The sequence below is a fragment of the Actinophytocola sp. genome, assembly GCF_035712165.1.
In the GTDB taxonomy this organism is placed as follows: Bacteria; Actinomycetota; Actinomycetes; order Mycobacteriales; family Pseudonocardiaceae; genus DASYTH01.
Genome location: NZ_DASTBH010000065.1, coordinates 13,077 through 37,953, shown reverse-complemented (window position 1 = coordinate 37,953; position 24,877 = coordinate 13,077). Strand labels below are relative to the sequence as shown.

At 71.4% G+C, this 24,877-nt stretch carries 26 protein-coding genes; 11 read left to right on the top strand and 15 right to left on the bottom strand.

The genetic code is table 11. From position 1 onward, the window contains the following. The 4 genes from VFO68_RS03115 to VFO68_RS03100 all read left to right on the top strand — a co-directional run. Window positions 1-3,529: family 16 glycoside hydrolase (locus VFO68_RS03115; protein ID WP_325156597.1), on the top strand; the 3,529-nt coding region annotated here is incomplete at its 5' end. Beyond that, window positions 3,526-5,043 (top strand): chitobiase/beta-hexosaminidase C-terminal domain-containing protein, encoded by a 1,518-nt coding sequence (locus VFO68_RS03110; protein ID WP_325156596.1) that lies wholly within the window; start codon window positions 3,526-3,528, stop codon window positions 5,041-5,043. The genes VFO68_RS03115 and VFO68_RS03110, both read left to right, overlap by 4 nt. 19 nt (window positions 5,044-5,062) lie before the next feature. Then, on the top strand, window positions 5,063-6,025 hold the full coding sequence (locus VFO68_RS03105; protein ID WP_325156595.1) for a hypothetical protein: 963 nt from the start codon (window positions 5,063-5,065) through the stop codon (window positions 6,023-6,025). 107 nt (window positions 6,026-6,132) lie between these two features. Further along, the gene (locus VFO68_RS03100) at window positions 6,133-6,780 is read left to right on the top strand and encodes an endonuclease V (RefSeq protein ID WP_325156594.1); all 648 of its coding nucleotides are present in this window, start codon (window positions 6,133-6,135) and stop codon (window positions 6,778-6,780) included. Between the two features lie 6 nt (window positions 6,781-6,786). On the opposite strand, the gene VFO68_RS03095 is transcribed toward VFO68_RS03100, so the two are convergent. From VFO68_RS03095 to VFO68_RS03070, 6 genes are all read right to left on the bottom strand, one after another. Further along, complete coding sequence (locus tag VFO68_RS03095; RefSeq protein ID WP_325156593.1) at window positions 6,787-8,946, bottom strand: MMPL family transporter; 2,160 nt, start codon at window positions 8,944-8,946, stop codon at window positions 6,787-6,789. 4 nt (window positions 8,947-8,950) lie between these two features. Continuing rightward, window positions 8,951-9,526, bottom strand: a complete 576-nt coding sequence (locus VFO68_RS03090) for a helix-turn-helix domain-containing protein (protein WP_325156592.1) — start codon at window positions 9,524-9,526, stop codon at window positions 8,951-8,953. 68 nt (window positions 9,527-9,594) lie between these two features. After that, complete coding sequence (locus VFO68_RS03085) at window positions 9,595-10,572, bottom strand: pirin family protein (RefSeq protein WP_325156591.1); 978 nt, start codon at window positions 10,570-10,572, stop codon at window positions 9,595-9,597. Then, window positions 10,565-11,257, bottom strand: a complete 693-nt coding sequence (locus VFO68_RS03080; RefSeq protein ID WP_325156590.1) for a CE1759 family FMN reductase — start codon at window positions 11,255-11,257, stop codon at window positions 10,565-10,567. The genes VFO68_RS03085 and VFO68_RS03080 overlap by 8 nt, the downstream gene beginning before the upstream one ends. Then, window positions 11,254-11,706 carry a MarR family winged helix-turn-helix transcriptional regulator gene (locus VFO68_RS03075; RefSeq protein ID WP_325156589.1) on the bottom strand — a complete coding sequence of 151 codons (453 nt, stop codon included), beginning with the start codon at window positions 11,704-11,706 and terminating at the stop codon, window positions 11,254-11,256. The genes VFO68_RS03080 and VFO68_RS03075 overlap by 4 nt, the downstream gene beginning before the upstream one ends. Further along, a complete protein-coding gene (locus VFO68_RS03070; protein ID WP_325156588.1) occupies window positions 11,706-12,893 on the bottom strand; it encodes an LLM class flavin-dependent oxidoreductase in 1,188 nt (395 codons plus the stop codon). Before VFO68_RS03070 ends, VFO68_RS03075 begins: the two co-directional genes overlap by 1 nt. 330 nt (window positions 12,894-13,223) lie before the next feature. Between VFO68_RS03070 and VFO68_RS03065 the strand changes: the two genes are divergently transcribed. Beyond that, window positions 13,224-14,129: a hypothetical protein gene (locus VFO68_RS03065; RefSeq protein WP_325156587.1), complete on the top strand. Its 906-nt coding sequence runs from the start codon at window positions 13,224-13,226 to the stop codon at window positions 14,127-14,129. Here the strand turns inward: VFO68_RS03065 and VFO68_RS03060 are convergent. Both VFO68_RS03060 and VFO68_RS03055 read right to left on the bottom strand, forming a co-directional pair. Continuing rightward, window positions 14,098-14,595, bottom strand: coding sequence for a DNA topology modulation protein FlaR (locus tag VFO68_RS03060; protein WP_325156586.1), 498 nt, complete (start codon window positions 14,593-14,595; stop codon window positions 14,098-14,100). The two genes, VFO68_RS03065 and VFO68_RS03060, sit on opposite strands and share 32 nt — an antisense overlap. A gap of 10 nt (window positions 14,596-14,605) precedes the next feature. Next, window positions 14,606-15,391, bottom strand: a complete 786-nt coding sequence (locus VFO68_RS03055; protein ID WP_325156585.1) for a helix-turn-helix transcriptional regulator — start codon at window positions 15,389-15,391, stop codon at window positions 14,606-14,608. 80 nt (window positions 15,392-15,471) lie between these two features. Between VFO68_RS03055 and VFO68_RS03050 the strand changes: the two genes are divergently transcribed. The 3 genes from VFO68_RS03050 to VFO68_RS03040 are packed head-to-tail and all read left to right on the top strand — an operon-like array spanning window position 15,472 to window position 16,693. Beyond that, window positions 15,472-15,834: a nuclear transport factor 2 family protein gene (locus tag VFO68_RS03050; protein ID WP_325156584.1), complete on the top strand. Its 363-nt coding sequence runs from the start codon at window positions 15,472-15,474 to the stop codon at window positions 15,832-15,834. Between the two features lie 9 nt (window positions 15,835-15,843). Beyond that, on the top strand, window positions 15,844-16,290 hold the full coding sequence (locus VFO68_RS03045) for a TIGR03618 family F420-dependent PPOX class oxidoreductase (protein ID WP_325156583.1): 447 nt from the start codon (window positions 15,844-15,846) through the stop codon (window positions 16,288-16,290). Window positions 16,291-16,312: 22 nt separating this feature from the next. Beyond that, complete coding sequence (locus VFO68_RS03040; RefSeq protein WP_325156582.1) at window positions 16,313-16,693, top strand: DoxX family protein; 381 nt, start codon at window positions 16,313-16,315, stop codon at window positions 16,691-16,693. Here the strand turns inward: VFO68_RS03040 and VFO68_RS03035 are convergent. The 5 genes from VFO68_RS03035 to VFO68_RS03015 form a co-directional block, all read right to left on the bottom strand. Next, window positions 16,690-17,184 (bottom strand): RDD family protein, encoded by a 495-nt coding sequence (locus VFO68_RS03035; protein WP_325156581.1) that lies wholly within the window; start codon window positions 17,182-17,184, stop codon window positions 16,690-16,692. The genes VFO68_RS03040 and VFO68_RS03035 overlap by 4 nt on opposite strands. Before the next feature lie 18 nt (window positions 17,185-17,202). Next, the gene (locus VFO68_RS03030; protein ID WP_325156580.1) at window positions 17,203-18,207 is read right to left on the bottom strand and encodes an ABC transporter permease subunit; all 1,005 of its coding nucleotides are present in this window, start codon (window positions 18,205-18,207) and stop codon (window positions 17,203-17,205) included. Continuing rightward, the gene (locus tag VFO68_RS03025; protein WP_325156579.1) at window positions 18,204-19,094 is read right to left on the bottom strand and encodes an ABC transporter ATP-binding protein; all 891 of its coding nucleotides are present in this window, start codon (window positions 19,092-19,094) and stop codon (window positions 18,204-18,206) included. Before VFO68_RS03025 ends, VFO68_RS03030 begins: the two co-directional genes overlap by 4 nt. Beyond that, window positions 19,091-19,483: a GntR family transcriptional regulator gene (locus VFO68_RS03020; RefSeq protein WP_325156578.1), complete on the bottom strand. Its 393-nt coding sequence runs from the start codon at window positions 19,481-19,483 to the stop codon at window positions 19,091-19,093. Before VFO68_RS03020 ends, VFO68_RS03025 begins: the two co-directional genes overlap by 4 nt. A gap of 65 nt (window positions 19,484-19,548) precedes the next feature. Beyond that, on the bottom strand, window positions 19,549-20,109 hold the full coding sequence (locus tag VFO68_RS03015; protein ID WP_325156577.1) for an XRE family transcriptional regulator: 561 nt from the start codon (window positions 20,107-20,109) through the stop codon (window positions 19,549-19,551). A 40-nt stretch (window positions 20,110-20,149) separates the two neighbouring features. On the opposite strand from VFO68_RS03015, the gene VFO68_RS03010 reads away from it, so the two are divergent. Further along, window positions 20,150-20,665, top strand: coding sequence for a GNAT family N-acetyltransferase (locus VFO68_RS03010; protein WP_325156576.1), 516 nt, complete (start codon window positions 20,150-20,152; stop codon window positions 20,663-20,665). Window positions 20,666-20,678: 13 nt separating this feature from the next. Here VFO68_RS03010 and VFO68_RS03005 read toward each other — a convergent pair whose 3' ends face one another. After that, entirely contained in the window at window positions 20,679-21,149 is a 471-nt protein-coding gene (locus tag VFO68_RS03005; RefSeq protein WP_325156575.1) for an HAD domain-containing protein, read from the bottom strand. Window positions 21,150-21,530: 381 nt separating this feature from the next. Here VFO68_RS03005 and VFO68_RS03000 point away from each other — a divergent pair, with 381 nt between their 5' ends. Then, window positions 21,531-22,139 carry a CBS domain-containing protein gene (locus VFO68_RS03000; RefSeq protein WP_325156574.1) on the top strand — a complete coding sequence of 203 codons (609 nt, stop codon included), beginning with the start codon at window positions 21,531-21,533 and terminating at the stop codon, window positions 22,137-22,139. A gap of 21 nt (window positions 22,140-22,160) precedes the next feature. Then, window positions 22,161-22,967 carry a methyltransferase domain-containing protein gene (locus VFO68_RS02995; protein ID WP_325156573.1) on the top strand — a complete coding sequence of 269 codons (807 nt, stop codon included), beginning with the start codon at window positions 22,161-22,163 and terminating at the stop codon, window positions 22,965-22,967. 45 nt (window positions 22,968-23,012) lie between these two features. On the opposite strand, the gene VFO68_RS02990 is transcribed toward VFO68_RS02995, so the two are convergent. Next, a complete protein-coding gene (locus VFO68_RS02990) occupies window positions 23,013-24,653 on the bottom strand; it encodes a cellulose binding domain-containing protein (RefSeq protein WP_325156572.1) in 1,641 nt (546 codons plus the stop codon). Window positions 24,654-24,877 lie beyond the last annotated feature (224 nt).

Genomic DNA, 24,877 nt, shown 5'->3' with positions numbered 1-24,877 from the left:
GATCGGCACCCGTCCGCTCGGCGCGGTGCGCACCCCGCTGCCCGTGACGCAGCCGACCGCGAGTGGGGAGAACCCGCCGAACGAGACCAAGGACACGGTGTTCGACGGCAGCGATCAGACCAAGTGGCTGACCCGGACCCGGACCGGCTGGGTCGCCGGGCAACTCGCCGAACCGCTCGCGGTGAACGGATACGCGCTCACGTCGGCGAACGACGCCGCCGGGCGCGACCCGAAGGACTGGGCCCTGCAGGGGTCCGCGGACGGGCAGACCTGGACGGACCTGGACACCCAGACCAACCAGACGGTCGCCGAGCGATTCCAAACCAAACGGTACGATTTCACCAACACCCAGGCGTACCGGCACTATCGGCTCAACATCACCGCGAACGCGGGCGAACCGCTGATCCAGCTCGCCGAGCTGCGCCTGTTCGCCGGCGACCCGACCCCGCCACCGCCACCCGGCATCAACCAGTCCGTGGTCAACCTCGTGGACCGCCAGCACCCGGCGAACAAGGGCCTGCCGCTGAACCTGACCAGGTCGGATCGTTGGTACAACTGGGATCCGAACCCGATCGGCACCGTGCACACGGTCGCGCAGGTCGAGGAGCGGCATTACACCCCCGGTCCGGGCGCCAACGGCCCGTTCCACCCGGTTTCCTGGTGCCGCGACTACGAGGGCGGCCGGTCCTTCTACACCGGCATGGGACACACCGAGGGCAGCTACCGCGAGGCCCCGTTCCGCAGCCACCTCACCGGCGCGCTGCGCTGGACGACCGGCCTGGTGCGCGGCGACTGCCAGGCCACGATCGCGGCCAACTACAAGATCGAGCGGCTGACCACGGCCAACCAGGCCGGCCAGCTCGACCAGATCGGCGAGCCGCACGGCCTGACCATCACACCGGACGGCGCGGTGTTCTACGTCGGCAAGGCGGCCTGTGCCGGCAACGCCGTTCCCCAGCCGAACAACTGGACCAACCCCGCCATCGGCCTCGGTTGCGGCACGATCCACCGCTGGGACCCGCACACCAAGCAGGTCAAGCTGCTGACCACGTTGCCGGTCATGGGTAACCGGGGCAGCGGCGACGAACTGGTCAAGAACGAGGAGGGTCTGCTCGGGCTCGTGCCCGACCCGCGCTTCCTGCAGAACGGTTGGCTCTACGCCTACTGGATGCCGCAGGACACCGTGGACCGGGTCACCCGGATCGGCAAGCGCACGATCTCGCGGTTCAGCTACGACTTCGCCAACCAGACGATCGATCAGGCGACCCGCCGCGACCTGCTGCAGTGGAACACCCAGACGCACAGCTGCTGCCATGCCGGCGGCGGAATGTCCTTCGACGCCAACGGAAACCTCTACATCGGCTCCGGTGACAGCAACTCCTCGCAGGGTTCGATGGGCTACTCGGGGAACAACTGGACCCAGGAGTGGATGGGCACCTCGTTCCAGGACGCCCGCCGCACCGCCGGGAACACCAACGACCTCAACGGGAAGATCCTGCGCATCCACCCGGAGCCGGACGCCAGCTACACGATCCCGGACGGCAACCTGTTCCCGGAGGCACAGGACCCGGGGAACAAGACCCGGCCGGAGATCTACGTGATGGGCGTGCGCAACATCTCGCGGCTGGCCATCGACCCGGTGCACCAGTGGCTGACCGCCGCCTGGGTGGGGCCGGACGCCACCGCGCCCAGCCCGGAACTGGGCCCGGCCAAGTACGAGCACGCGACCATCATCACCTCGGCGGGCAACCAGGGTTGGCCGTACTGCATGGGCAACCGGCAGCCCTACCGGGACCGCAGCAACACCGACGCCACGGTCCTGACCGGCTGGTACGACTGCGACAACCCGAAGAACACCTCACCGCGCAACACCGGCCTGGTCGACCTGCCGCCGGTGCGGGACAACATGATCTGGTACTCGCCGGACGGCGGTGGCCCGGTCTTCCCGATGCGCCCGGACGGCAGCGGAATCCCCACCTACAGCGCGGCCCAGGCCACCTACACCCAGCCGTACCTGCGCGGCGGCTGCCAGGCGATCATGAACGGCCCGACGTACCACCGCTCGCTGGTGAACGTGAACAGCGGGGTGGCCTGGCCGGCCTACTGGGAGGACAAGTGGTTCATCGCTGACGAGTGCAACGCGGCCAACCGGGTCGCGGTGACCGTCGACCCGGCCGGGGTGGCGCAGGCGGCCCCGCCCGCGTTCGCCGAGTCGCTGCGGGCGATCATCCCCGGCGGCGGCGCGGCCGACCGGCTGCAGAGTTGGATGGACGCCAAGTTCGGGCCGGACGGCGCGCTGTACCTGCTCGACTACGGCGGCGGGTTCTTCACGTTGCACGCCAACCAGAAGCTGATCCGGGTCACCTACCAGGGCGGGGCGGCCACACCGGCGCCCACCGCGTCGGCGGTCGGGCTGCACAACCGGCCGCTGACGGTCGCCTTCACCGGCACGAAGTCCGGCGGCGTGTCCTACCAGTGGGACTTCGGTGACGGCGGCACGTCCACCGAGCCGAACCCGCGGCACGACTATGCGCGGGTCGGTTCCTACACCGCCACGCTGACCGTCACCTACGCCGACGGCGAGCGGGCCACGACCCGGATCCCGGTCACCGTCGGGTGTGCGGTGACCGACTCCCGGCAGACCGTCTGGATCGGCGACACCGACACCGGTGTGGCCAACCGGAGCGCCGGCCAGGGCTGCACGGTCAATGACCTGATCGACGACGAGGGCGTCTGGCCCGACCATGGCAGCTTCGTGCGGCACGTCACCGAGGTGACCGACGCGCTGGTCGCCGACGGCGTGCTGACCGGCCGCGAGCGGGGCACCCTGACCCGGGTGGCGGCTTCGTCGACCATCGGCAACCCCGGCACCACCGGGTACGAGTCGATCTTCGACGGGACGGCCGAGTCGCTGGCCGGGTGGGCGCAGGCGCCGTCCGGGTCGTTCTCGATCCAGCCGGACGGCTCGCTGCGGTCCAGCGGCGGGCTCGGCATGCTCTGGTACGCGCGCAAGGAGTTCGCCGACTTCTCCGTGCGGCTGCAGTTCCGGGACTCCGCGCCGGAGGCGGTCCGGGCCAACAGCGGCGTGTTCACCCGGTTCCCGGATCCGCGTACCCCGCTGGCCGAGCGCCCGCCGGACAGTTGCGGCACCGTCGGCAACGCCCGAACGTCGCAGGCCTGGGTGGCGATCTACTGCGGCCACGAGATCCAGATCTACGACGGGGACACCGGTGAGCCGCAGAAGACCGGCTCGGTCTACAACTTCGACCCCGTCGGGTTGGAGCAGTCCGGCGCCACCCCGAAGGGCCAGTGGAGCAACTACGAGATCCGGGTGGTCGGCCAGCACTACACGATCATCCGCAACGGCGTGGTAATCAACGAGTTCGACAACACGCCGGGCAAGCAGTCGTCCCGGGCCGGGGATCCGCCGACCGATCTGCGGCAGTTCCTCAGCGGCTTCATCGGTCTGCAGAACCACGGAACCAACGACCTGATCGACTTCCGCAACATCCGGGTGCGGCCGCTGTGACGGCGCGTCGGATGGTCGCGACCGCGCTGGGCGCGGCGCTGGTGGCAGCGCTGCTGTTCGCCGTGCCCAGTTCGGCCGTGGCGGCGCAGATCCTGACCTGGACGGCGAACGACAGCACCACGCAGTACGCCTCGACGCCGGCCACGGCGGTCGCCGGCCCGACCACGATCGTGTTCGAGAACAGCGCGGCCACCGGCAACACCACCGGGATGCCGCACACGTTGACCTTCGACACCTCGACGCCGGGCTACAACCACGATGTGTCGCTGAACATCCTGGCCAACCCGTTCGACGCCAACGGCGGGCGGCACGAGGCGCAGGTGACCCTGACCGCGGGCCGGTACCGGTACTTCTGCGCGATTCCCGGCCACAGCACCATGGTCGGCGAGTTCACGGTGACCCCGGGCGGCGGCGGGGACACCACCCCGCCGGACGTGTCGGCGACGGTGGCGGGGGAGCGGGACCCGGCCGGCAACTTTGTCGGCAGCGCCACGGTGACGGTCACGGCGACGGATGCCGGGTCCGGGGTGGCGTCGGTGGAGTATCACCTCGACGGTGGTCCGTGGACGTCGTACGGCGGGCCGGTGGTGGTGACCGGGTTGGGCGCGCACATGGTGCACTACCGGGCCACCGACACCGCCGGCAACACCGCGCCGGAGGAGATGGTGTCGTTCACCGTGGTGGCGCCTCCGGTGCAAGACACCACGCCGCCGGAGGTTTCGGCGGCGGTGTCCGGTGAGCAGGATCCGTCCGGCGGCTATGTCGGCGCCGCCACGGTGACGGTCACCGCGACCGACGCCGGGTCCGGTGTGGACAGTGTGGCCTACGAGGTCGACGGCACCGGGTTCCGGCCCTACACCGGTCCGGTGCTCGTGTCGGCGGCCGGTGACCACACGGTGCGGTACCGGGCCACCGACCGGGCCGGGAACACCTCCGCGATCGGGTCGGTGTCGTTCCGGGTCGTCGAGCCCGGCCCGGTGGACACCACCCCGCCGGACGTGTCGGCCACGGTGGCGGGGGAGCGGGACCCGTCCGGCAACTTTGTCGGCAGCGCCACGGTGACGGTCACGGCGACGGATGCCGGGTCCGGGGTGGCGTCGGTGGAGTATCACCTCGACGGTGGTCCGTGGACGCCGTACGGCGGGCCGGTGGTGGTGACCGGGTTGGGCGCGCACATGGTGCACTACCGGGCCACCGACACCGCCGGCAACACCGCGCCGGAGGAGATGGTGTCGTTCACCGTCGTCGGTTCCGGATCCGACGCCTGCCCCGACTCCGACCTGCGGCCCACCGTGATCATCGGCACGGAGGACACCGGGGTGGCCAACGTGGACACCGGAACCGGCTGCACCATCAACGACCTGATCGACGAGGACGCCGACTACGCCGACCACGCGGCGTTCGTCCGGCACACCGATGACGTCACCGAGGCGCTGACCGTGGGCGGCGTTCTCACCCGCAGGGACAAGGGAACCATCGTGCGCGCGGCCGCACGGTCCGATATCGGCAACTGACGAGCGAGGAGACGCGACAATGCAGAGACACACCACCGCTGCGCTCACCGCGAGCGTGCTGGTCGCCGTGTCGATGGTGCTGGCCGCACCCACCTCCGGCGCCGACCTGGTCACCCACTGCGTCGGCAGCGGCGGGGCCGTGACGGTGCCCGGGGACCTTCTGGTGCCGGCCGGAGAGTCCTGCACGCTCGACGGCACCACGGTCACCGGCACCGTCCGGGTGGCCTCCGGCAGCAACCTGGTGGTCACCGGCGGCACGTTCCGCGGTCAGGTCCAGGTCGCCCTCGACGGTTACCTCGATGCCACCGACACCACCGTCGACGGGCAGATCGTGTTGGCGCCCGGCGGTTTCGGCCTGTTCCTCCGGGACAGCCGCACCGGCGCCGTCACCCTCCAACCCAAGGGCGACACCGGCATCGAGGGCTTCCTGTTCGTCGACGACTCCACGATCGCGGGCGACGTGACCTCGGCCGTCGGCGAGTTCAGCCTGATCGGCGTGGAGGTCACCGGCAACCTCGGCACCGACGGCGCCTACTACACCGACCTGATCGACTCCTTCGTCGACGGAACCCTGTCGGTCCGCAACAACGCCACCGGCAGCGTCGTCTGCGGCAGCGCCGTGCACGGCACGGCCGCCTTCAGCGCAAACCGGGGCGGCATCCAACTCGGCCCGAACGGAAACCTGGACAGTTGTGCATCCGGCGGCTACTTCGCCCGCGACGTCACCATCGCCAACACCACCGGCCGCACCGTCGTCGACGACAACATCATCAACGGTCGGCTCGTGCTGACGGCCAACACCCCGACCGCCGAAGTCGCCGCCAACAACCGGATCCGCGGCGGCATCACCGGCGACCACACCACCCCCGCAACCGCCCGCGCCGCCACCACCACCCCGCGAACCCACGACACCCCGCGCGCCGAGGACCGTCGCACCGCCGCCGTCCAGGCGGCGGCGGAGGCGGGCCGGGCCCGGCTGTAGAGCCGATCCGGCACCGTTCCGGAAGGCGTGTACGGCGGGCGGGGCCGCGCGAAGCGCGGCCCCGCCGGCCGTCCTGCCCGCACCCGCCGCGGGAATAGGCTGCTGGGATGACGCGGGTCGACGAGGCTGTGGCGCTGCAGGTTGCCTTGGCGCCCAGCGTGATCCGCACCGGCCCGGTGGGGTTCACGCCAAGGATCGTGGCCGGGCTGGATGTGGCGTACGGGGCGGGCGGGGACCGGGTGGCGGCGGCGGTCGCCTGTGTGGATCTGACCACGCTGTCGGTCGTGGACCATGCGGTGGTGCTCGATGTGGCCGAGTTTCCCTACGTGCCGGGACTGTTCGCGTTCCGGGAGTTGCCGCCGTTGCTCAAGGCGTTGGCGGAGCTGGGATCCGCACCGGATCTGCTGGTGTGTGACGGGCAGGGGCTGGCCCATCCGCGACGGTTCGGACTGGCCTGCCATGCCGGGGTGGTGACCGGCCTGCCGTCGATCGGGGTCGGCAAGCAGGCGCTCGGTCGGTATGACCCGCCCGGGCCGGACCGGGGGGACTGGACCGACCTGACGGATGGCGGCGAGGTGGTCGGCCGGGCGCTGCGTACCCAGGCCGGGGTCAAGCCGGTCTTCGTCTCCATTGGACACCGGATCGACCTCGACCTGGCCACCGAGGTGGTGCTGCGGCTCAGCCCGAGGTTCCGGCTGCCGGAGGCCATCCGCGCCGCCGACCGGCTTGGCCGGCAGGCGCTTCGGTCGGCCTGACCGGTCTCACCGGGGAGCGCCGGCCAGGGCCTTGGGTTCCGGCTGTTCGTCGGTGCGCAGGGCGGCGCCCTCGACGTCGAGGGTGGGCAGCCAGCGCAGCGAGCGGGGTAGCCACCAGGCGCGCTCGCCGAGCAGGGTGAGTGCGGCCGGGACCAGGATCATGCGGACCACGAAGGCGTCGATGAAGATGCCGATGGCCAGGGCGAAGGCGATCGACTTGATGGTCGCCTCACCCGCCGGGACGAAGCCGGCGAACACCGACAGCATGATCAGCGCCGCGGTGACCACCACCGGGCCGGCCTGCCGGAACCCGGTGACGATCGAGCCGTGTGGCGTGGCCCCGCGGTGGTGCGCCTCGTGCATCCGGGAGACCAGGAAGATCTGGTAGTCCATGGCGAGGCCGAACAGGATGCCGATGACCAGGATCGGGGTCAGGCTGATCAGCGGCCCGGTGCTGTCCAGGTTGACGGCATCGCCGAGCCAGCCCCACTGGAACACCGCGACGGTCGCACCGAGCGAGGCGCCGATGGTGAGCAGGAAGCCGAGCACCCCGACCAGCGGCACCAGCAGCGAGCGGAACACCAGCACGAGCAGGACCAGGGCGAGACCCACGACCAGGGCGAGGTAGATCGGCAGGGCGTGGTCGAGTGAGACGGCCACGTCCACGCTGACCGCGGTGGCGCCGGTGACCGCCACCCTCGCGCCGTCCACAGTGGACAATTGGTTGCGCAGGTCGGTGACCAGCCGTTCGGTGTCCGGGCTGGTCGGGCCGGTCTTCGGGATGACCGTGACCATGGCGGCGGTGCCGTCGGCGTTGGGCCGCGGCGGGGTCACCAGCGCGACCCCGTCCAGCGTGCCGATCGGCGCGGCGGACCGGGTTGCGGCCCCCACCGCGTCGGCGCCCTCGAACAGGACGATCAGCGGACCGTTGAACCCCGGGCCGAAGCCGTCGGCGAGCAGCCGCTCGGCGCGCTCCTGCGTGCTGCCCGGCGCGGGGGTCTGCACCAGCGTGGTCTGCAGCGCGGCGGCGGGCGCGGCGATCGCGCCCAGGGCCAGCACGCAGATCAGCAGCGCGGTGCGGGGCCGGCGGGTGACCAGGCCGACCCAACCCCGGAAGAAGCCGCGCTCGGCCGGCTCGGCAGGCGCGGCGCGTTCGGCACGGCGCAGCATGCGCCGCCCGAGGTAGCTCAGCACCGCCGGGACCAGCGTCACGGCGATCAGCACGGCGACGACGATGGTCGCGGCGGCCGCGATGCCCATCTGGGTCAGGAACGGAATGCCGACCACGGACAGGCCGACCAGGGCGATGACGACGGTGAGCCCGGCGGTGACGACGGCCGAGCCCGCAGTGCCCACGGCGATGGCGACCGCGGTGCCGACGTCCGAACCGTGCCGCAACTCCTGGCGGTAGCGGTTGATGATGAACAGCGCGTAGTCGATCCCCACGGCCAGCCCCAGCATCGCGGCCAGGGTGGGGGTGGTGGACTGCAGGTCCATGAACCCGCTGGCGATCGTGATGCCCAGGGTGCCGATGCCCACGCCGACGGTCGCGGTCAGCAGGTTCATCCCGGCCGCGACGAGCGAGCCGTAGGTCAGCGCCAGGATGACCAGCGCGAGGATCACGCCGACCGCCTCGGCGGCGCCGCCCACCTCCGGGACCTCGTGCACGGCTTCGCCGGTGACCTCGGCGGTCAGGCCGCCGGTCCGCGCGGCGCCCACGGTGTTCAGCAGCGCGGTGCGCGCCTCGTCGGTGACCTCGCCGGCCACCGCGGTGTAGGTGACGGTGCTGTAGGCGGTGCTCCGGTCGGCGTTGACCGCCGGCGCGGCCGGGTCGAGCGGGTTGCTGGCCGAGGCGACGCCGGGCAGCTCGGCCAGATCGGCCACCAGCTCGCCGACGGCCTTGGCGTGCGCCGGATCGGTCAGCGGCGTCCCGTCGGTCGACTTGACCACGACGCGGGCCGTGGCGCCGCCGGACCCGAACTCGGCCTTGATCCGGTCCAGGGCGGTGGTGGACTCCTGGCCCGGAATGTTGACGGCGCCGGACATCTGGCCGGAAAGCGTCGCCGCGCCGACCGCCGCGCCGATCAGCACCGCCAGCCACACCAGGACGACCAGCAGCCGGCGCCGGTGCGCGCCGAAACCGATCCGGTACAACAGCTTCGCCATGAAATCAGGCCTCCACCTGGTCGTCGGACTGTGGCCGGGGGTGGCCGAGGGCGTCGAAACACGTAGCGATGATCTTGGGTCGCCAGCCGGTCTTGTCGCCGGCCCGGTTGGCGGTGATGGTCAGCACGGCCATCGCGCTCAGCGCGCCGATGACCCGGATGGCCCGCTCGGACCGGTCGTCGAGGTCGACGGCGAACAGTTCGGGCAGCATCAGCTCGTCGCCGTTGTCGGTCGGGCTGTCGTGCGGCGCGTTGACCGCCCGGAACATCAGCGCCACCAGTCCGGGCCGGTCGAGCGCGATGTCGGTGAGCAGTTCGAGCACCTGCCGGTCCCGAACCGGTCCGGGCGGAAGGGCGCGGACGTGCTCGAGCACCCGCCTGCTGTGGTCCCTGCCGAGCTGCCGGGCGGCCTGGAACAGGGCTTCCTTGCTCGGGAAGTGGTGCAGCAGCCCGGCTTTGGACAGGCCGGCGGCGTCCGCGAGGGACTTCAGCGAGGTCTGCTCGAACCCGTGCTGGGCGAACAGTCCGGCGGCGCGGTCGAGGATGTCCTCGTCGACCTGATGCCGGTACACACGTGCCATACCGTCGACAGTATCAATTTACCGACCGATTCGGTCGGTTTACCTACCGAATCGGTCGGTGGTCTTGGTCACCTGTGCCGTTGGTCCCGGCGGGGCACCAGCCGGGTGGCGGGCAGGTCGGGCGCCGGCAGCCGGTCGCCCGGATAGCCGTCCACCTGGCCGAACCGCTCGGACCCGGCCTGCCACTCGTCCCGGAACCGGGCGATCTCCTCATGGCTGCGTCCGACGAAGTTCCACCACATGACCAGGTCCTCCCCCAGCGGCGTGCCGCCGAGCAGGATGACCCGGCCGGGCTCGGGACCCGGGTTGACCAGGGTCAACTGCTCGACGCCGGGTTCGAGGTAGCCGAGCTGGCCGCCGGAGCACGGCGTGCCGGCCACGTCGACCTCGCCGGTGTCAGCCAGCACGCCGTGTTCGAAGGCCGGGTCCAGGTCGAGGGTCAGCCGGGCGGACGGCGGCAGGGTGAGCTCGGCGCCGAGCAGCGGGGTGAACGTGGGCACCGGCGCCCGCCGGCCGCCGAGGCTGCCGAGAAACACCCGCACGGTGACGCCGCCCAGGTCGACCGGCTCGGGTTCGTAGTGCTGGAAGTCGCCGGGGGTGTCCCGGTGCGCGTCGGGCAGCGCGATCCACAGCTGCACCCCGTGCAGGACCGAGGTGTCGGGTGTGGACAGCTCGGAGTGGCAGATCCCGTGGCCGGCGGTCATCAGGTTGAGCTGCCCGGGCCGGACCGGGGCCACGGTGCCCAGGCTGTCCCGGTGCTCCAGTTCCCCGCTGAACAGCCAGCTGACCGTCTGCAGCCCGGTGTGCGGGTGCGGCGGGACCCGCATGCCGCCGGTGACCGCCACGTCGTCCGGGCCGTAGTGGTCGACGAAGCACCAGGCGCCGATCAGCGACCGGGTGCGCTGCGGCAGGGTGCGGCGGACCGGCATGGCCCGGACCCCGCCGAGCGGGACGCTGCGCGGCTCGAGCACCTCGACCGCGGCCGCCCCGGTGCCCGGTCCGCGCCGGCACATGACGGCCGCCGGCCGGGCCTCCGTGTTACTCACCGGACCATGGTGCGCGGTCGGGGGTGGCGCTGCCGCCTGCGGCCAGCCGCATGAGATCGGTGTCGGTGTCGATCTCCAGCTCGGTGCCGCCCGCGCTGCCGAACTGGTGCTGGTAGCGGCGCCAGCTCTGGTCCCGGACCTGCCGGGCGAAGCCGCTGTCCATCAGCAGGACGAGCTCCAGGGCGGCCCGGTCGACGCGCTCGGTGAGGGCCGGGTCGCTCCAGTCCTCGGTGGCGGCGAACAACGAGGTCGGCACGACCATGCTGCGCAGGAAGGCGAACAGCGACCGGAGCTGCTCGTCGACCACCAGGGCGTGCCGGGCGGTTCCGGCGGTGGCGGCGAGCACCACCGGGGTGGCGATCAGCAGGTCGTTGTCCAGCACCTGGAAGAACGAGGTGAGCAGGCCGCTGGGCCCGGCCTTGTAGACCGGGGTGGCCACGATCAGCCCGTCGGCCTCGGCCAGCACGGTGATCGCCGCCCGCAGCCCGGCTTCGACGTGCCCGGAGACCAGCGCGGCGGTGGTCTCGGCGGCCAGCTCGCGCAGCTCGATGACCCGCACGGCGGCCTGGCGCTCGCGCTCGGCGGCCAGCGTCGTGACCCGCTGCGCCGTGCGGTCGGCCAGCAACCGGGTCGAGGAGGGGTCACTGGTCCCGGCCGAGACGACCACGACCTGGAAGGTGTTCATGAACTGGGATCCTTGTCGGTGCCGGGCCCGTCGTGGGCGAGTTTGCGACAGATCGTTTCCAGCCGGCGCAGCTCGCCGGCGTCCAGCTCGCCGGACAGCGCCCTGGCCACGCTGCGGGCGTGCCGCCGGCCGACCTGGCGCTGCAGGTCCCGGCCGGCGGCGGTGAGCGAGAGCCGAACGCCGCGCCGGTCGGCGGGGTCGGTGTGCCGGCACAGCAGCCCGCGCTCGACCAGCCGGTCCACCAGCCGGGACAGTGCCGGTTGGGACAGCAGCACGTGCCGGTGCAGCTCGCCGATGCGCTGCGGGTGCGGGCACTTGGACAGCGTGTAGAGCACGTCGTACTCCCGCATGGACAGCCCCTGCCAGATGTCCTCGGCCGCGAACCGCTTGATCAGCGCGGCGTGCGCGGACAGCAGCGCCTCCCAGGCGTCGTTGGCGGTGGTGGTCATCACAGCGTGGGGTAGGTCGTCTCGACGGCCGGATCGCTGTCCTGGTACGGCGCGGAACCGGTCGTGTTGTCGCCGCGGTTGGCGTTGGGCCGCGGCGCCCTGGCCGGCTTGTCGCCGTACTTGGCGTGCACCAGGCCGGCGTGCGTCGGCGCGTCCGCCGCCTCCGGGTCGCGCCGGGCGGCCAACTCCCGGCGCAGCACCGGCACGACCTCCTCGCCGAGCAGGTCCAGCTGGTCCAGCACGGTCTTCAGCGGTAGGCCGGCGTGGTCGATCAGGAACAGCTGGCGCTGGTAGTCGCCGAAATGTTCTTGGAAGGTCAGGGTTTTGTCGATGACCTCCTGGGGACTGCCCACCGACAGCGGGGTCGCCGCCATGAAGTCCTCCAGCGCCGGACCGTGCCCGTAGACCGGAGCCTCGTTGAAGTAGGGCCGGAACTCCCGGACGGCGTCCTGCGAGCGCCGGGCGATGTAGGCCTGGCCGCCCAACCCGACGATCGCCTGCTTCTCGGTGCCGTGGCCGTAGTGCGCGAAGCGCTGGCGGTAGAACCCGACCAGCCGCATGAAGTGCTCCTTGGGCCAGAAGATGTGGTTGGCGAAGAACCCGTCGCCGTAGTACGCGGCCTGCTCGGCGATCTCCGGGGTGCGGATCGAGCCGTGCCACACGAACGGCGGCACGTCGTCCAGCGGCCGCGGGGTCGAGGTGAAGCCCTGCAGCGGGGTGCGGAACCGGCCTTCCCAGTCCACCACGTCGTTGCGCCACAAGGTGTGCAGCAGGTTGTAGTTCTCCAGCGCCAGCGGCAGGCCGTGCCGGATGTCCTGGCCGAACCACGGGTACACCGGGGCGGTGTTGCCCCGGCCCATCATCAGGTCCAGCCGGCCCTTCGCCAGGTGCTGCAGCATCGCGTACTCCTCGGCGATGCGCACCGGGTCGTTGGTGGTGATCAGCGTCGTCGCGGTGGACATGATCAGCTTCGTGGTGCGCGCCGCGATGTAGGCGAGCAGGGTGGTCGGCGCGGAGGAGAAGAAGGGCGGGTTGTGGTGCTCGCCGATGGCGAAGACGTCCAGGCCGACCTCCTCGGTCTTCTCCGCGATCCGCACGATCGCCTCGATCCGCTCCGCCTCGGTCGGGGTCTCCCCGGACACCGGGTCGCGCGTGATGTCGCTCACCGAGAGCACACCGAACTGCACGGCACGCCACCTTTCGTTGTATGCGTTTGCATCTATCACAACAGGGTGGCACACCCGGTTATTCCCGCCCCGCCGAGTACTTGGCCGGTGCGCGCCCCGGGGTGCGGTGATCGTCCGCGGGCAATTATGCCGACCATTAGCAAGATTTTGCCCTACAAATATCGGTAACCGTTGCCGCAACAAAACGATTGAAGTTACGTCCATTTTTCGTCGGCAAGAAAGGGCGTACTCATGTTACGCAGAGCAGTATCAGGCGCAATATTATGCGCGATTTCGCTCGTTTTCGCGACTTTTTCACCGGTCGTCGCGACCGCTGGTCCGTCCGGTGGCGTGGAGCTCGCTGAGCTCCCCGGCTCGACCAGGAGCCAGGCGTTCGCCGTCAACGCGGCAGGCGTCCTGGTCGGTGTGTCCGGCACGGACGCGGGGGAGTACGCCGTGCGGTGGGCTTCGAACGGCACGCTCAGCCAGTTGCCGATGCCGCCGGGTGCGATGTGGAGCGACGCGAGCGCGATCAACGACGCGGGCCTGATCGCGGGCAACATCGACCTCCAGGCGGCATGGTGGAGCCCAGCGGGCGCGGTCACCCTGCTTCCCGTGCCCAACGGGTTCTCCGGCAGCTACGTGGAGGCGGTCAACGCCGACGGGGTCATGGTGGGCGACGCGCTGCGCGGCTCCAGCGGCAACTACGGAGCCATCCGCTGGACCACCGGCGGGACCGCCACCGAGCTCGCCATGCTGCCGAACGCGCATTCCGCGCATGCCACGGCGATCAACGCGAGCGGATTCATCACCGGCTACGTCGACGTCGGACCCGCCCGGCACGCGGTCCGGTGGGCACCCGACGGGACGATCACCGATCTCGGTGTTCTTCCCGGCGCGAACCTCGCCATTGTTTGGGGAATCAACGACGCCGGCATCATGGTGGGCGCCGCGCTGACCGGCGAGGGTCCCCAGGCCGTGCGATGGGCGGTCGACGGCACGGCCACGGTTCTCGGCATGCTCCCGAACGGCACCGAGGCCCGGGCCATCTCGGTCAACACCGGCGGCACGATCGTCGGCGACGTGACCCTGTCGGACCAGCGGCACGCGACTCGCTGGTCCAAGCAGGGTGCGGTCACCGACCTGGGCGTGCCGCCGGGCCGCGTCGCCAGTTCCGCCTACGCGATCAACGACACCGGCGTCGTCGCCGGATACTCCATCGACGTCAACGACAATCCGCACGCCACCCGGTGGTGACGAGCAGCCGTCGCACGGCGCCCGGGTCGCGGAGCACCTGCAGTTCCGCGTCCGGGGCGTGCTGGGCGACGGCGGCCAGGACCACCGGGAGGCTGCGCCGCCGGTAACCCACCAGCCAGCGCCAGAAGGCCAGGTTCTCCCGGGAGCGGCGCAGGGCGCGCCAGGCGCATCGCCAGAGCGGGAAGTCCAGCACGATCACGGTGTCGGCGGCCCGCAGCCGCACCGCGAGCACGTCGTACGGCCCGAGATCGCCGTCGAGGATCCACCGCTTCGCACCGGTCAGTTCGAGCTGGACCTCGACCCACCGGTCCTTGGGCAGGGGGTCGAGCTCCGGAGTCCAGAACCGCTTGTCCAGCTCGATCACCGGGAGCGACCAGGCGAGGCCGAGCCGGGCGGCGAGCGTGGACTTGCCCGCGCCGCCCCGGCCGAGAATGACGACCCGGTTGTGCGCCCGGCGGGTCAGCATGATCCGGTTGTCATGGGGTTTGGCGGTAGAAGAGTTCGATGGCCAACTCGGCCAGGGTGACGTTGCGGGGGGTGCCGAAGACGGCGGTCAGCGAGATGAAGGAGTGCTCGGTGCCGTTGTGGCGGTAGCGGATCGGGACGGCCAGGTCGGCCGGGTCGCCCTCGGGTTCGTCCGGTGCGCCCGGGTAGCCGGACAGCTCGTGGTGCAGTGCGGTGAGGACCGGGTCACCGGTGTCGGCGGCCTGGCGGCGCAGCCGGGCCAGCAGGTGCGCCCGCCACTGGCCCAGGTTGACGATGCGGGCGGCCATGCCGTCCGGATGCAGGCTCAGGCGCAGCACGTTGACCGGCGGCGCGAGCAGTTCGGGCGCGGCGCCGTCGAGGAACAGCGCCACGGACTCGTTGGCGTCCACCAGGTTCCAGTGCCGGTCGACCACGACGGCGGGGTTGGGCTCGTGCGCGGTGAGCACCTCGCGCAGCGTGTCCCGGATGGACCCGAGCTCGGGCGTGTCCAGGCCACTGTCCGAGTAGGCCGGTGCGTACCCGCCGGCCAGCAGCAGGCTGTTGCGCTCCCGCAGTGGCACGTCCAGCTGCTCGGACAGGCGCATGATCATGTCGCTGGTCGGCCGGGACCGGCCGGTCTCCACGAAGCTCAGGTGCCGGGTGGAGATCTCCGCCCGGATGGCCAACTCCAGCTGGCTCAGCCGGCGGCGCTCCCGCCACGTGCGCAGCAGCGCTCCGACGGGACGGGTAGCGGTGCTCACAGCGGAACCGTAGGCCAGCGGCTGCCGCCCCGCCATTACCTCGCAGGTAATCGACACGCTGACCCGGCCGCGGTCAGGATCGGTGCCGTCAACCCCATCGCAGGGAAGGGAATCCCATGGACGCCAACGAACTCGTCAAGCGCTACCTCGACACCTGGAACGAGCGGGACGCCGAGGCCCGGCGGGCCGGGCTGGCCGAGATCTGGACGGACGGCGGCAGCTACGTCGATCCGCTTGCGGTGGCGCGGGGCCGCGACGCCATCGACGCCACGATCGCCGGGGCGCAGCAGATGTTCCCCGACCTGCGCTTCCGGCTGGCCGGAGTGGTGGACGCGCACCACAACCTGGCGCGGTTCACCTGGGAGCTGGGCCCCGACGGCGGGGAGGCCGTGGTGGTCGGCTTCGACGTGGCCGTGCTGTCCGAGGACGGCCGGCTCCGCGAGGTGCACGGGTTCCTGGACAAGGTCCCCGCTCACTAGTCTGGGGAGGTGACCGATCTCGCCGCATTCGCCGAACTGGTGCCTCTCGACCACGGCCTGTGTGTGGTCAACACCTTGCGGCGCAACGGGAGTGTCCAGTCCTCGGTGGTCAACGCCGGGGTGCTGGACCACCCGGTGCGCGCGCGGCAGGTGGTCGGGCTGGTCGCCATGGGCGGTTCGGTGAAGCTGCGTCATCTGCGGGCCGAGCCCCGGGTCACCATCGTCGCCCGCGCCGGCTGGCGCTGGGCGGCCGTCGAGGGCGACGCGGAGATCATCGGCCCGGACGACCCGCATCCGGATCTCGACGCCGAGGCGGTGCGGGTGCTGCTGCGCGAGATCTTCCGGTCCGCCGGCGGCACGCACGACGACTGGGACACCTATGACCGGGTGATGGCGCAGGAGCGCCGGGCCGCTGTGCTCGTCACGCCCCGCCGGGTGTACACGAACCCGGCCTGACCCTGGGAAAGGGGCACCGGCGATGAACGTGGTGTTGTGGGTCCTCGCGGGCCTGCTGGCGGCGGTGTTCCTCGCCACCGGGCTGGTGAAGCTGGTGCGGCCCAAGGAGAAGCTGGCCGCGTCGGGCATGGGCTGGACCGAGGACGTCAGCGCCGGCCAGGTGAAGGCGATCGGCGCGCTGGAGGTGCTGGCCGGGCTCGGCCTCGTGCTGCCCGGGCTCCTGGGCGTGGCGCCGGTCCTGGTGCCGCTGGCCGCGCTGGGACTGGTGCTGCTCATGGTCGGCGCCGTGATCGTGCACGGCCGCCGCGGCGAGCAGCAGATGATCGCCACCAACGTGGCCCTGCTCATCCTCGCCGGTGTGGTGGCCTGGGGCCGGTTCGGCTCCTGGCCACTGACCGGCTAGAAACCCGAGAGCACGTTCAGCACCGCCGCCAGGGCGCCGGTGAACCACGTCCTGGCGAGAGATCCCAGCGTCGGCCGGCCGCCGGTGTCGTCGCGGACGTAGCGGATCCCGGTGACCGCCTTGCCGAGCGTGGCGTGCAGCATCCGCTGCACGAAGACGCGGTGCAGGATCGACACGGCGATGAACGTGGCCGGCCCGGCGAGCAGGAGCAGGCCGAGTGAGACGTCCGGGACGCGGGAGACGGCGACGACCGCGACGACCGCGAAGTGCAGGTGCAGGAGCAGGTCGATGGCGACCGCGAGGCCCCAGCGCAGTGTGGTCGGCGACGGGTAGCGCGGGTCGTCCTTGCCGCCGTGCTTCTCCGGCAGCACGGCGCCCGGTGGCGGGCCGTACTCGCGCAGCCGGCGCAGGTCCCGGCTGCGCACGGCGGTCAGCTCGAACGTCCTCTGCTTCTGCCGGGTGGCGACGGCAGCGGTGGCGGTGGTGGTCACGAGGACATCATGCCGCACTCAGGACACCCGCCGGCGCAGCCACCAGAAGCAGAACACCCCGAGGGTCAGCGTGGCGGCGAGGTAGATGCCGGTCTCGATCCACTGGAAGGGCCAGAACCGGGTGGGCGGGTGATAGCTGAGCTGTGCCCGGTAGCCGAGCCGGTTGAGCTCGGCCAGACAGTCCGACATGCCCTCGCCCCGGGGTGTGCAGGCGCCGTTGGCGGGACTCGGGATCCGCTCCACCGCGGTGCCGGAGGGATCGAGGATCCGGCTGGACAGCAGCCACCCACCCGGATCCGGGGCCTTGCCCTCCAGGCGGATGGTGTTGTCGTCCCGGGATATCGACAGACCGTCCAAAATGGACTCGGAGATCTCGACGGTGGCCTGGGTCGACGGCAGCAGGTAGGGCCGGACCAGAAACGGCATCGCCAGTTGCACGGCGACGAACACGGCCAGGGTGACGGCCATCGCCGGCAGCGTCCGGCGGATCAGCATCCCCACCACCACACCGAGCGCGAAGGCGAAGGCCGAGTAGCCGATCGGGACGATGCCGCGCGCGTCGAACACGAGCGACCCCAGCCGGGGGAAGTTCTCCGCGACCTGGTCGACGGTGCTGGACCACCAGGTCACCGCCACGCTGGCCAGCGCCGTGGCGGTCATCACCGCAAGGCCGATGAGCGTCAGCTTCACCGCCAGCCAGTGGGTGCGGGTGATGCTCTGGTTCCACACCAGGCGATGCGTCCCGGCCTCCAGTTCGCGGCTGATCAGCGGTGCCCCCCAGAACACGCCGATCACCGGCGGCAGCACCAGGATCGCCGCGGTGACACCGAGGAACGCGCCCTGGAGGTCGTCGTAGAAGCTGTTCAGGAAGTTGCCGCACTGCTCGCCGCAGGCGGCGATCCCGGTGGCGTACTCGCTGGCCAGTGCGGGCCCGGTGATGGCCAGGATGACGGCGAACGCGGCCAGTGCGCCGAACACCGCGAGCGCGGCGGTGCGGAACTGCCGCCAGGTCAACCAGATCATCGCTGGACCTCCAGGACCGGCCGGTAGTGGGCCCGCGCGGTGGTGTTCATGTAGGCCAGCACCAGGTCCTCCAGGCTGAGCTGGCTGACCGTCCACGCGGGATCGTGAATCGGGGTGTCGGTGCGCACGATGAACGTGCTCTGCCGGTCGGTGTGGCTGGCCGAGATGACCTGCTGTTCGGCCGGCAGCCGCTCCGGGTCACGGCGTGGGCCGGTGAGCCGGTGGTGGGTGGCCAGTAGCTCCTCGACCTCGCCTGCCACCTGGACCCGCGAGTCGACCAGGACGATCAGGTAGTCGCAGGCGCGTTCCAGGTCGGAGACCAGGTGCGAGGACAGCACCACGCTGAGCTCGTGCTCGACGGCCGCTTCGAGCAGGCCCTGCAGGAACTCGCGGCGGGCCAGCGGATCGAGCGCGGCGACCGGCTCGTCGAGCAGCAGCAGGTCGGGCCGCTTGGCGATGCCCAGGGTCAGGGCGAGTTGGGCGCGTTGGCCGCCGGAGAGTTTTCCGGCCCGCTGAGCGGGGTCGAGGCCGAGCCGCTCGATCCGCTGCCGGGCCAGTTCGGCGTCCCAGCCGGGGTTGAGCCGGGCGCCGAGGGTGAGATGGTCGGCGATGCTCAGGCTGGCGTAGCTGGGGGTGTCCTGGGCGACGAACCCGACCCTGGCCAGCTGCGCGGTGCTGGCGCCGGGCCGGCCGCCGAGCACCGTGATGGTGCCCGAGGTCGGCGGGAGCGCCCCGCTGGCCAGGTTGAGCAGGGTGGTCTTGCCGGCGCCGTTCGGGCCGACCAGCCCGACCACGTGCCCGGCCGGGACGTCCAACGTGCAGTCGGTCAGCGCCCAGTGCTTCCCGTACTTCTTGCCCAGGCCCCGGGCCTGTAGGACGGCGGTCATGCTATGTCCTCCCCAGCGGTGGTCCGAAAGGTCGTGAGGAACAACGCCTCGATGCTCTCGTCGTCGAGGCCGGCCCGGCGGGCCTTCGCCAGCCAGCGCCGCAGGTCCTGCCGCAGCGGCGCGTGCGCGGCGAGCGAGGAGTCGGCCAGGGTCACGGTGACGAACGTGCCGACCCCGGGCCGGGCGGCGACCAGGCCCTCGTGTTCGAGCTCCCGGTAGGCCTTCAGCACCGTGTTGGGGTTGATCGCCAGCCGGCCGACGACCTCCTTGACGGTGGGGAGCTGGTCGCCCGCGCGCAGCACGCCGAGTCGCAATGCCTGGCGCACCTGGCGAACCAGCTGCAGGTACGGCGAGACCCCGGACCGCTCGTCCAGATGAAACTCGATCACGTGCGGAGCTCCATTCATCTAGTTAACTAGCACTATAGTTGACTAGATGGACGAGCTGTCAACGGTCAGGCCGGGCGTCTGGTGAGGACGACCAGATACCGGCAGGCGTTGCGGCCGGGGTTCTCGTAGGTGCACGGGGCCGGCGGGCCGAGCCGCAGGCAGTCGCCGGGGTGCAGGTCGTGCACGGTCTCGCCTTCGTGGAAGCGCAGGTGTCCGGCCAGCACCCAGATGTGGTGATGGGCGAAGGTGTAGGTGTCGGCCGGAAAGGACGCCCGCGCGCGGCCCGGCAGTTCCACCTCGACCAGTTCGCTGGGACCGCCGGCCGCGGACACCGCCCGGCGCCGGTAGCCGGTTTCCGGGTCGGTCCAGGTGGGTTGGCGCTCGGCGCGGACCAGTCGCCCGCCGTCCCCCTCGGCCCGGGCCACCAGTTCGGACAGCGTCATGCCGAGGGCGCCGCACAGCCGGCCGAGCAGTGCGGCGGTGGGCTGCGCCTCGCCGCGTTCGACCTTGCCGATCATCGCCCGGGACACCCCGGACCGGTCGGCGAGGGCGCTGACCGACAGGTCGCGGGTCAGCCGGGCGGCCTGCACGGCCTCGGCGAGGGAGGTGGAGAACGGGTCGGACATGCCTGTCACTATAGCGGCGGATTACGTTACTATCGTCACCATGATCCGAGATGCCACGGACCGCGACGCCGGGGCCTGCGCGGCGATCTACGCCCCGTACGTCACCGGCACCGCGATCACCTTCGAGACCGAGCCGCCCTCCCCGGCTCAGATGGCCGAACGGATTGCCGCCGCCGCACGGACTCATGCCTGGGTGGTGTTGGAGGACTCGGGGCAGGTGGTCGGTTACGCCTACGGCGGCCCGTTCAAGACCCGCCCGGCCTACCGGTGGTCCTGCGAGGTCAGCGTGTACCTCGAACCCGGCCGCCGGCGAACCGGTGCCGGCAGCGCGCTCTACCGGGCGCTGTTCGACCGGTTGGCCACGCGCGGTTTTCGCACCGCCGTGGCCGGCATGACCCTGCCCAACGAGGCCAGTGTCGGCCTGCACCGCGCGCTGGGCTTCGAACCGGTCGGCACCTACCGCAGGATCGGTTGGAAACACGGCGCCTGGCACGACGTCGCCTGGACCCAACGAGCCATCGCCGCGGGCGACGACCCGCCGGCCGAACCCGCCTAGCCTTCCCCGTGGTTTACAGCGCCCTGGCCCAGGCGATGACGCGGTCGATGTGATCCCGGGTGAGGCCGATCATCGGGTCCGCGGTGACGAGCAGGGTGGGCCAGGCGCGATCCCCGGCCCAGCGATGGGCCTGCGGCGGGTGGATGTCGTCGACCCACGCCACCGGCCGGTCCCGGGCGTAGGCATCGATGCGCGTGACCTTCTCGCCGGCGTCGAACCGGCCCGACGGCATGACCACCACCGGCAGCGCCGCGATACCCAGCAGCGGGGCGAGCAACCGGTTGGCCGTGTCGTTCCAGCCGCTGGCCCAGGCGACGTCGGTGACCGTGCCGGCATCGGTGATCCAGGCGCCGTGCGCGGGATTGACCCGGACCGGTTGCTCGCCGGGGAAGAACGGGTGATCGGTGAACCCTGGCGGCGGATCGGCCGGGCCGTAGGGGTTGAGGACGCCGTCGACGTCCAGCAACAGCAATGCTCGGGTCACCGGACGATAATGGCCGAAAATGGACCGTCCCCGGCGCCAGCCACGAGGGGGAGTATGGCGGCGCACGGGGACGGAGATCGGGGGTCGATGCGGCGGTCGCCTCTCGGCGAGTGGAACGAACACGGCTCCAGCGGGTCGGTATTCCGTGACGTCGGGGGTTGCGGCCCGGGGGACTCAATCCGCATCGACCAATCTGTACAACGGCGGCACCCTTTCCCTAGTTCCGCCGGTTGAACCGATGTGCTGTGATGTGCGCCATTCCGTGCCAGCCGCACCGAATTGTCCACAATGGACGGCAATCGGCGTCCGCTGGCCCATCCGGCCCGCCCCGGCCTATGCTCGGGGGCGCTGTCTGGCCCCGTGCGGCGAAGGGAGATCGGGATGCGCGCCCACGATGTCATGACCAGCCCGGTGGTCACGGTCGAACCGGACACGCCGCTCAAGGCCGCCGCGGCCCTGCTGGCCGCCCGCGGGTTCACCGCGCTGCCGGTCCTGGACGCCGAGGAGCGCCTGGTCGGCATCGTCACCGAGGCCGACCTGATGCGCGGCCGCATCCCGTTCGACCCCCGGCACCATGACCCGGTCCCGCCGGCCGCGGAGCACGCCACGGTGGCCGACGTGATGTCCGCTCCGGTCATCTTCGCCAACCCCGGCACCGACCTCGCCGAACTGGCGGCGACCATGCTCGACTCCCGGCTGCGCAGCGTGCCGATCGTCGACGGCCATCGGCTGGTCGGCATCGTGACCCGCCGCGACCTCGTGCGCCTGACCGGCCGCGACGATGCCCTGATCGCCCGGGATGTCCGGCACCGCCTGGAAATCTACGGCGGCGGCCGGCGCTGGCGGGTCGAGGTGCGCGAGGGTGTGGTCACCATCGGCGACGAGTTCGACGACCCGACCGACCGGCACGCGGCCCGCAGGCTGGCCGAGGCCGTGCCCGGCGTGGTCCGCGCCGAGGTGTTTACCATGCCGGAGGCCGAACGAACCTGAGCGGCACGGGGGGATGGGGGAATGGCTGAGTTGGATCGCCCGGTGTCGTTCCGGGCCGGCACCGGCGAGTCGGTGGCGGCGCTGGTCGATGTGCTGGACGTGCAGGCGGCGTGGCCCGGCGTGCGGCGGTTGCGGGCCTGGGGCCGGGAGGTGCTCGGGCCCGGCCCGGGGGAGCGTGCCGTGGACGTGGGCGCCGGGACCGGTGAGGAGACGCAGGCGATGGCCGCCGCGGTCGGCCCGTCCGGCACCGCCATCGGGGTGGAACCGAACCCGGGGCTGCGCGAGGTTGCGGCCGGGCGCGCGGCCGCCGCCGGCTCCGCCGCGCGGTTCGTCGACGGGCTCGCCTACGCGCTGCCGTTCGACGACGCCAGTGTCGACGTGCTGCGCTGCGAACGGGTCTTCCAGCACCTCGACGAGCCGGACCGGGCCGCCGCGGAGATCGCCCGCGTGCTGCGGCCGGGCGGCCGGGCCCTGGTCGCCGACACCGACTGGGCCACCATGATCATCCATCCCGGCGCGCCGGACACGGTCGAGACCATCCGCCGGTTCTGGCTCGGCCGCTTCCCCAACCCGCTGTCCGGCCGCCGCCTCGGCGGCCAACTCACCGCCGCCGGACTGGCGGTCGCCGACGCCGGCTCACAGGCCATCATCCAGGACGCCACCGCCGCGGAGGACATGCTCACCCTCCTCGGCACCGTCGACGGCCTGCTCACCGCCGAGGCCCGCGAGGACCTCTTCGCCGACCTCCGCGCCGCCGCCCGGCGTGGCGACTTCCATTTCTCCGTCACCATGTTCGCCCTGCTGGCCCACAAACCCGGCGAGACGTGACCGACTGCGGGCCGGGCGCAGGCGCCCGGCCCGGGGTGGTCGCGGTTACCTCGCGGCGCAGGTGGGTGTGCTGCCGGGACCGGTGCCGGTGCCCTGGAAGCCGAACTCGGTTCGTTGCCCGGCGCCCAGGGAGCCGTTGAAGCTGACGTTGTCGAACCGGATCGTGCCGGTGGTGCCGGTGCGGGTGGAACTCCACGAGTTGGTGACGGTGCCGGCGGGGAGAGCCACGGTGACGGTCCAGCCGGTGATCGGTGCGGCGCCGGCGGTGACGGTGATGCTGGCGACGAAACCGCCCGTCCACTGGTTGAGCGAGACCGATGCCGAGCAGCCGTCCGGCGGGGGCGGCGGGCCCGTCGTGGTCGTGGTGGTGGTGGTTGTCGTCGTGGTTGTCGTGGTCGTCGTCGAGGTCGGGCCGTCGGAGAGGGTCGGTGTGGTCCAGTCCCGCCACTGGGCCAGGTTGCCGGCCTTGCGGCTGGAGATCCGGATCGTGCCGGGGGTGTTTCCGGTGCGCAGCAGGAACTTCTGGATGTTCTGCTGCAGCGGGGTGCGCCACTCCGGCCGGACGGCGCAGTGCGTGCCGTCCTGGATGTCGGACCAGTAGGTGATGTTGTCCACCGCGCCGAGCGCCCGGTAGATCTCCGCGCCGCCAAGGGCGGCAACGCTTCCGGACCGGGCGGCGAGCCAGTCGATGTGTGGGTTCTCCATGACGAACAGGCCGCGCGGCGCGATCATGCCGACCGTTTCGTGCGTGTCCACCGGCAGCGCGTTGGGGTTGCCGGTGAACGAGTTGAACGCGTCGCCCAGCCAGGGCTGCTCGCCGTAGGCACTGCTCAGCGGTTGGGCTCCGCTTTCCCCGGGAATGCCGCGCAGGATCGGCGCGCCGGCGCTGCCCGACTCGATCGGCATGGTCAGCGCGATGCGCTGGTCGAACGCGCCGACCACGAAGGCGCCCTTGCCGTACCGGGAGCATCCGGTGACCCCGGTGGCGTCCGCGCGCAGGATGTTGCCGCCGGACCGTTCGATGACGTCGATGATCCGGCTCACGCCCCACGCCCAGGCGACCAGCAGGCCGGTGCTGCTCGAGGATCCGTAGATGCTGTAGAACGCGCCCTGCTTGTTGTTTCGGGGCGTGCCTTCCCGGCCCACGGCGAGCGGGTCGTAGTTGATCACGGCGGCGCCCGAGGCGCGGATGGTGGCCGTGTCCGCACCGAACCCGCCGAGCACGACGACGGCCGGGAACGGCCCGGTGCCGCTGGGCAGTTGCACGCTGGCCGAGAAACTGGCGCTGCGACCCTGGTCGGACACGTTCACCGTGATGCCGGTGCTGGAGACGGTTCCGGTGACGCTCGCCGGTTGGGCGGGTTTCTGGCCGTAGACGGTCCGCTCCGCGAGCTCCTTGATCTCGGCCCGCCGGCAGCGCCAGTCGGACCTGCTCGTGATCCGGGTGCCGTTCAGCCGCAGGAACGGGTCGGGCAGCCGGGAGTTGGCCGGCGTGGAGCCGGGCACGGTCACCGGGCAGTCGGCGCCGTCGTCCTCGACGGCCGCGATGGTCACCGGGCCGCCTGCGTCCGCCTCGGCGGTGGTGGTCCGGGCTATCACCGTGGCCGCTCCGGCGACCGTGAGTGCCGCTACCGCCAGCGCGACGACCACCGGACGGATCCGGGGCCGGTCCGAGCTGATGATCACTGGGGCTCTCCTTCCGGGTGGTGATGGAGTCTCGGGCACCGAGACGGCAGCGCGCACATTCAGGAGACCGTGCTCGGAACGGGCGGGCATATCCCGCAATATTTCGAAAATGTTACGGAATAAGCGTAAGGCGATGCAGGGCGGAGCGTCAAGGACTGGTGACCGTGCGTGCCCATAGGCGATGGTGACGTGCGAAACCCTGTGCCGGATCGCACGCTCTGGCA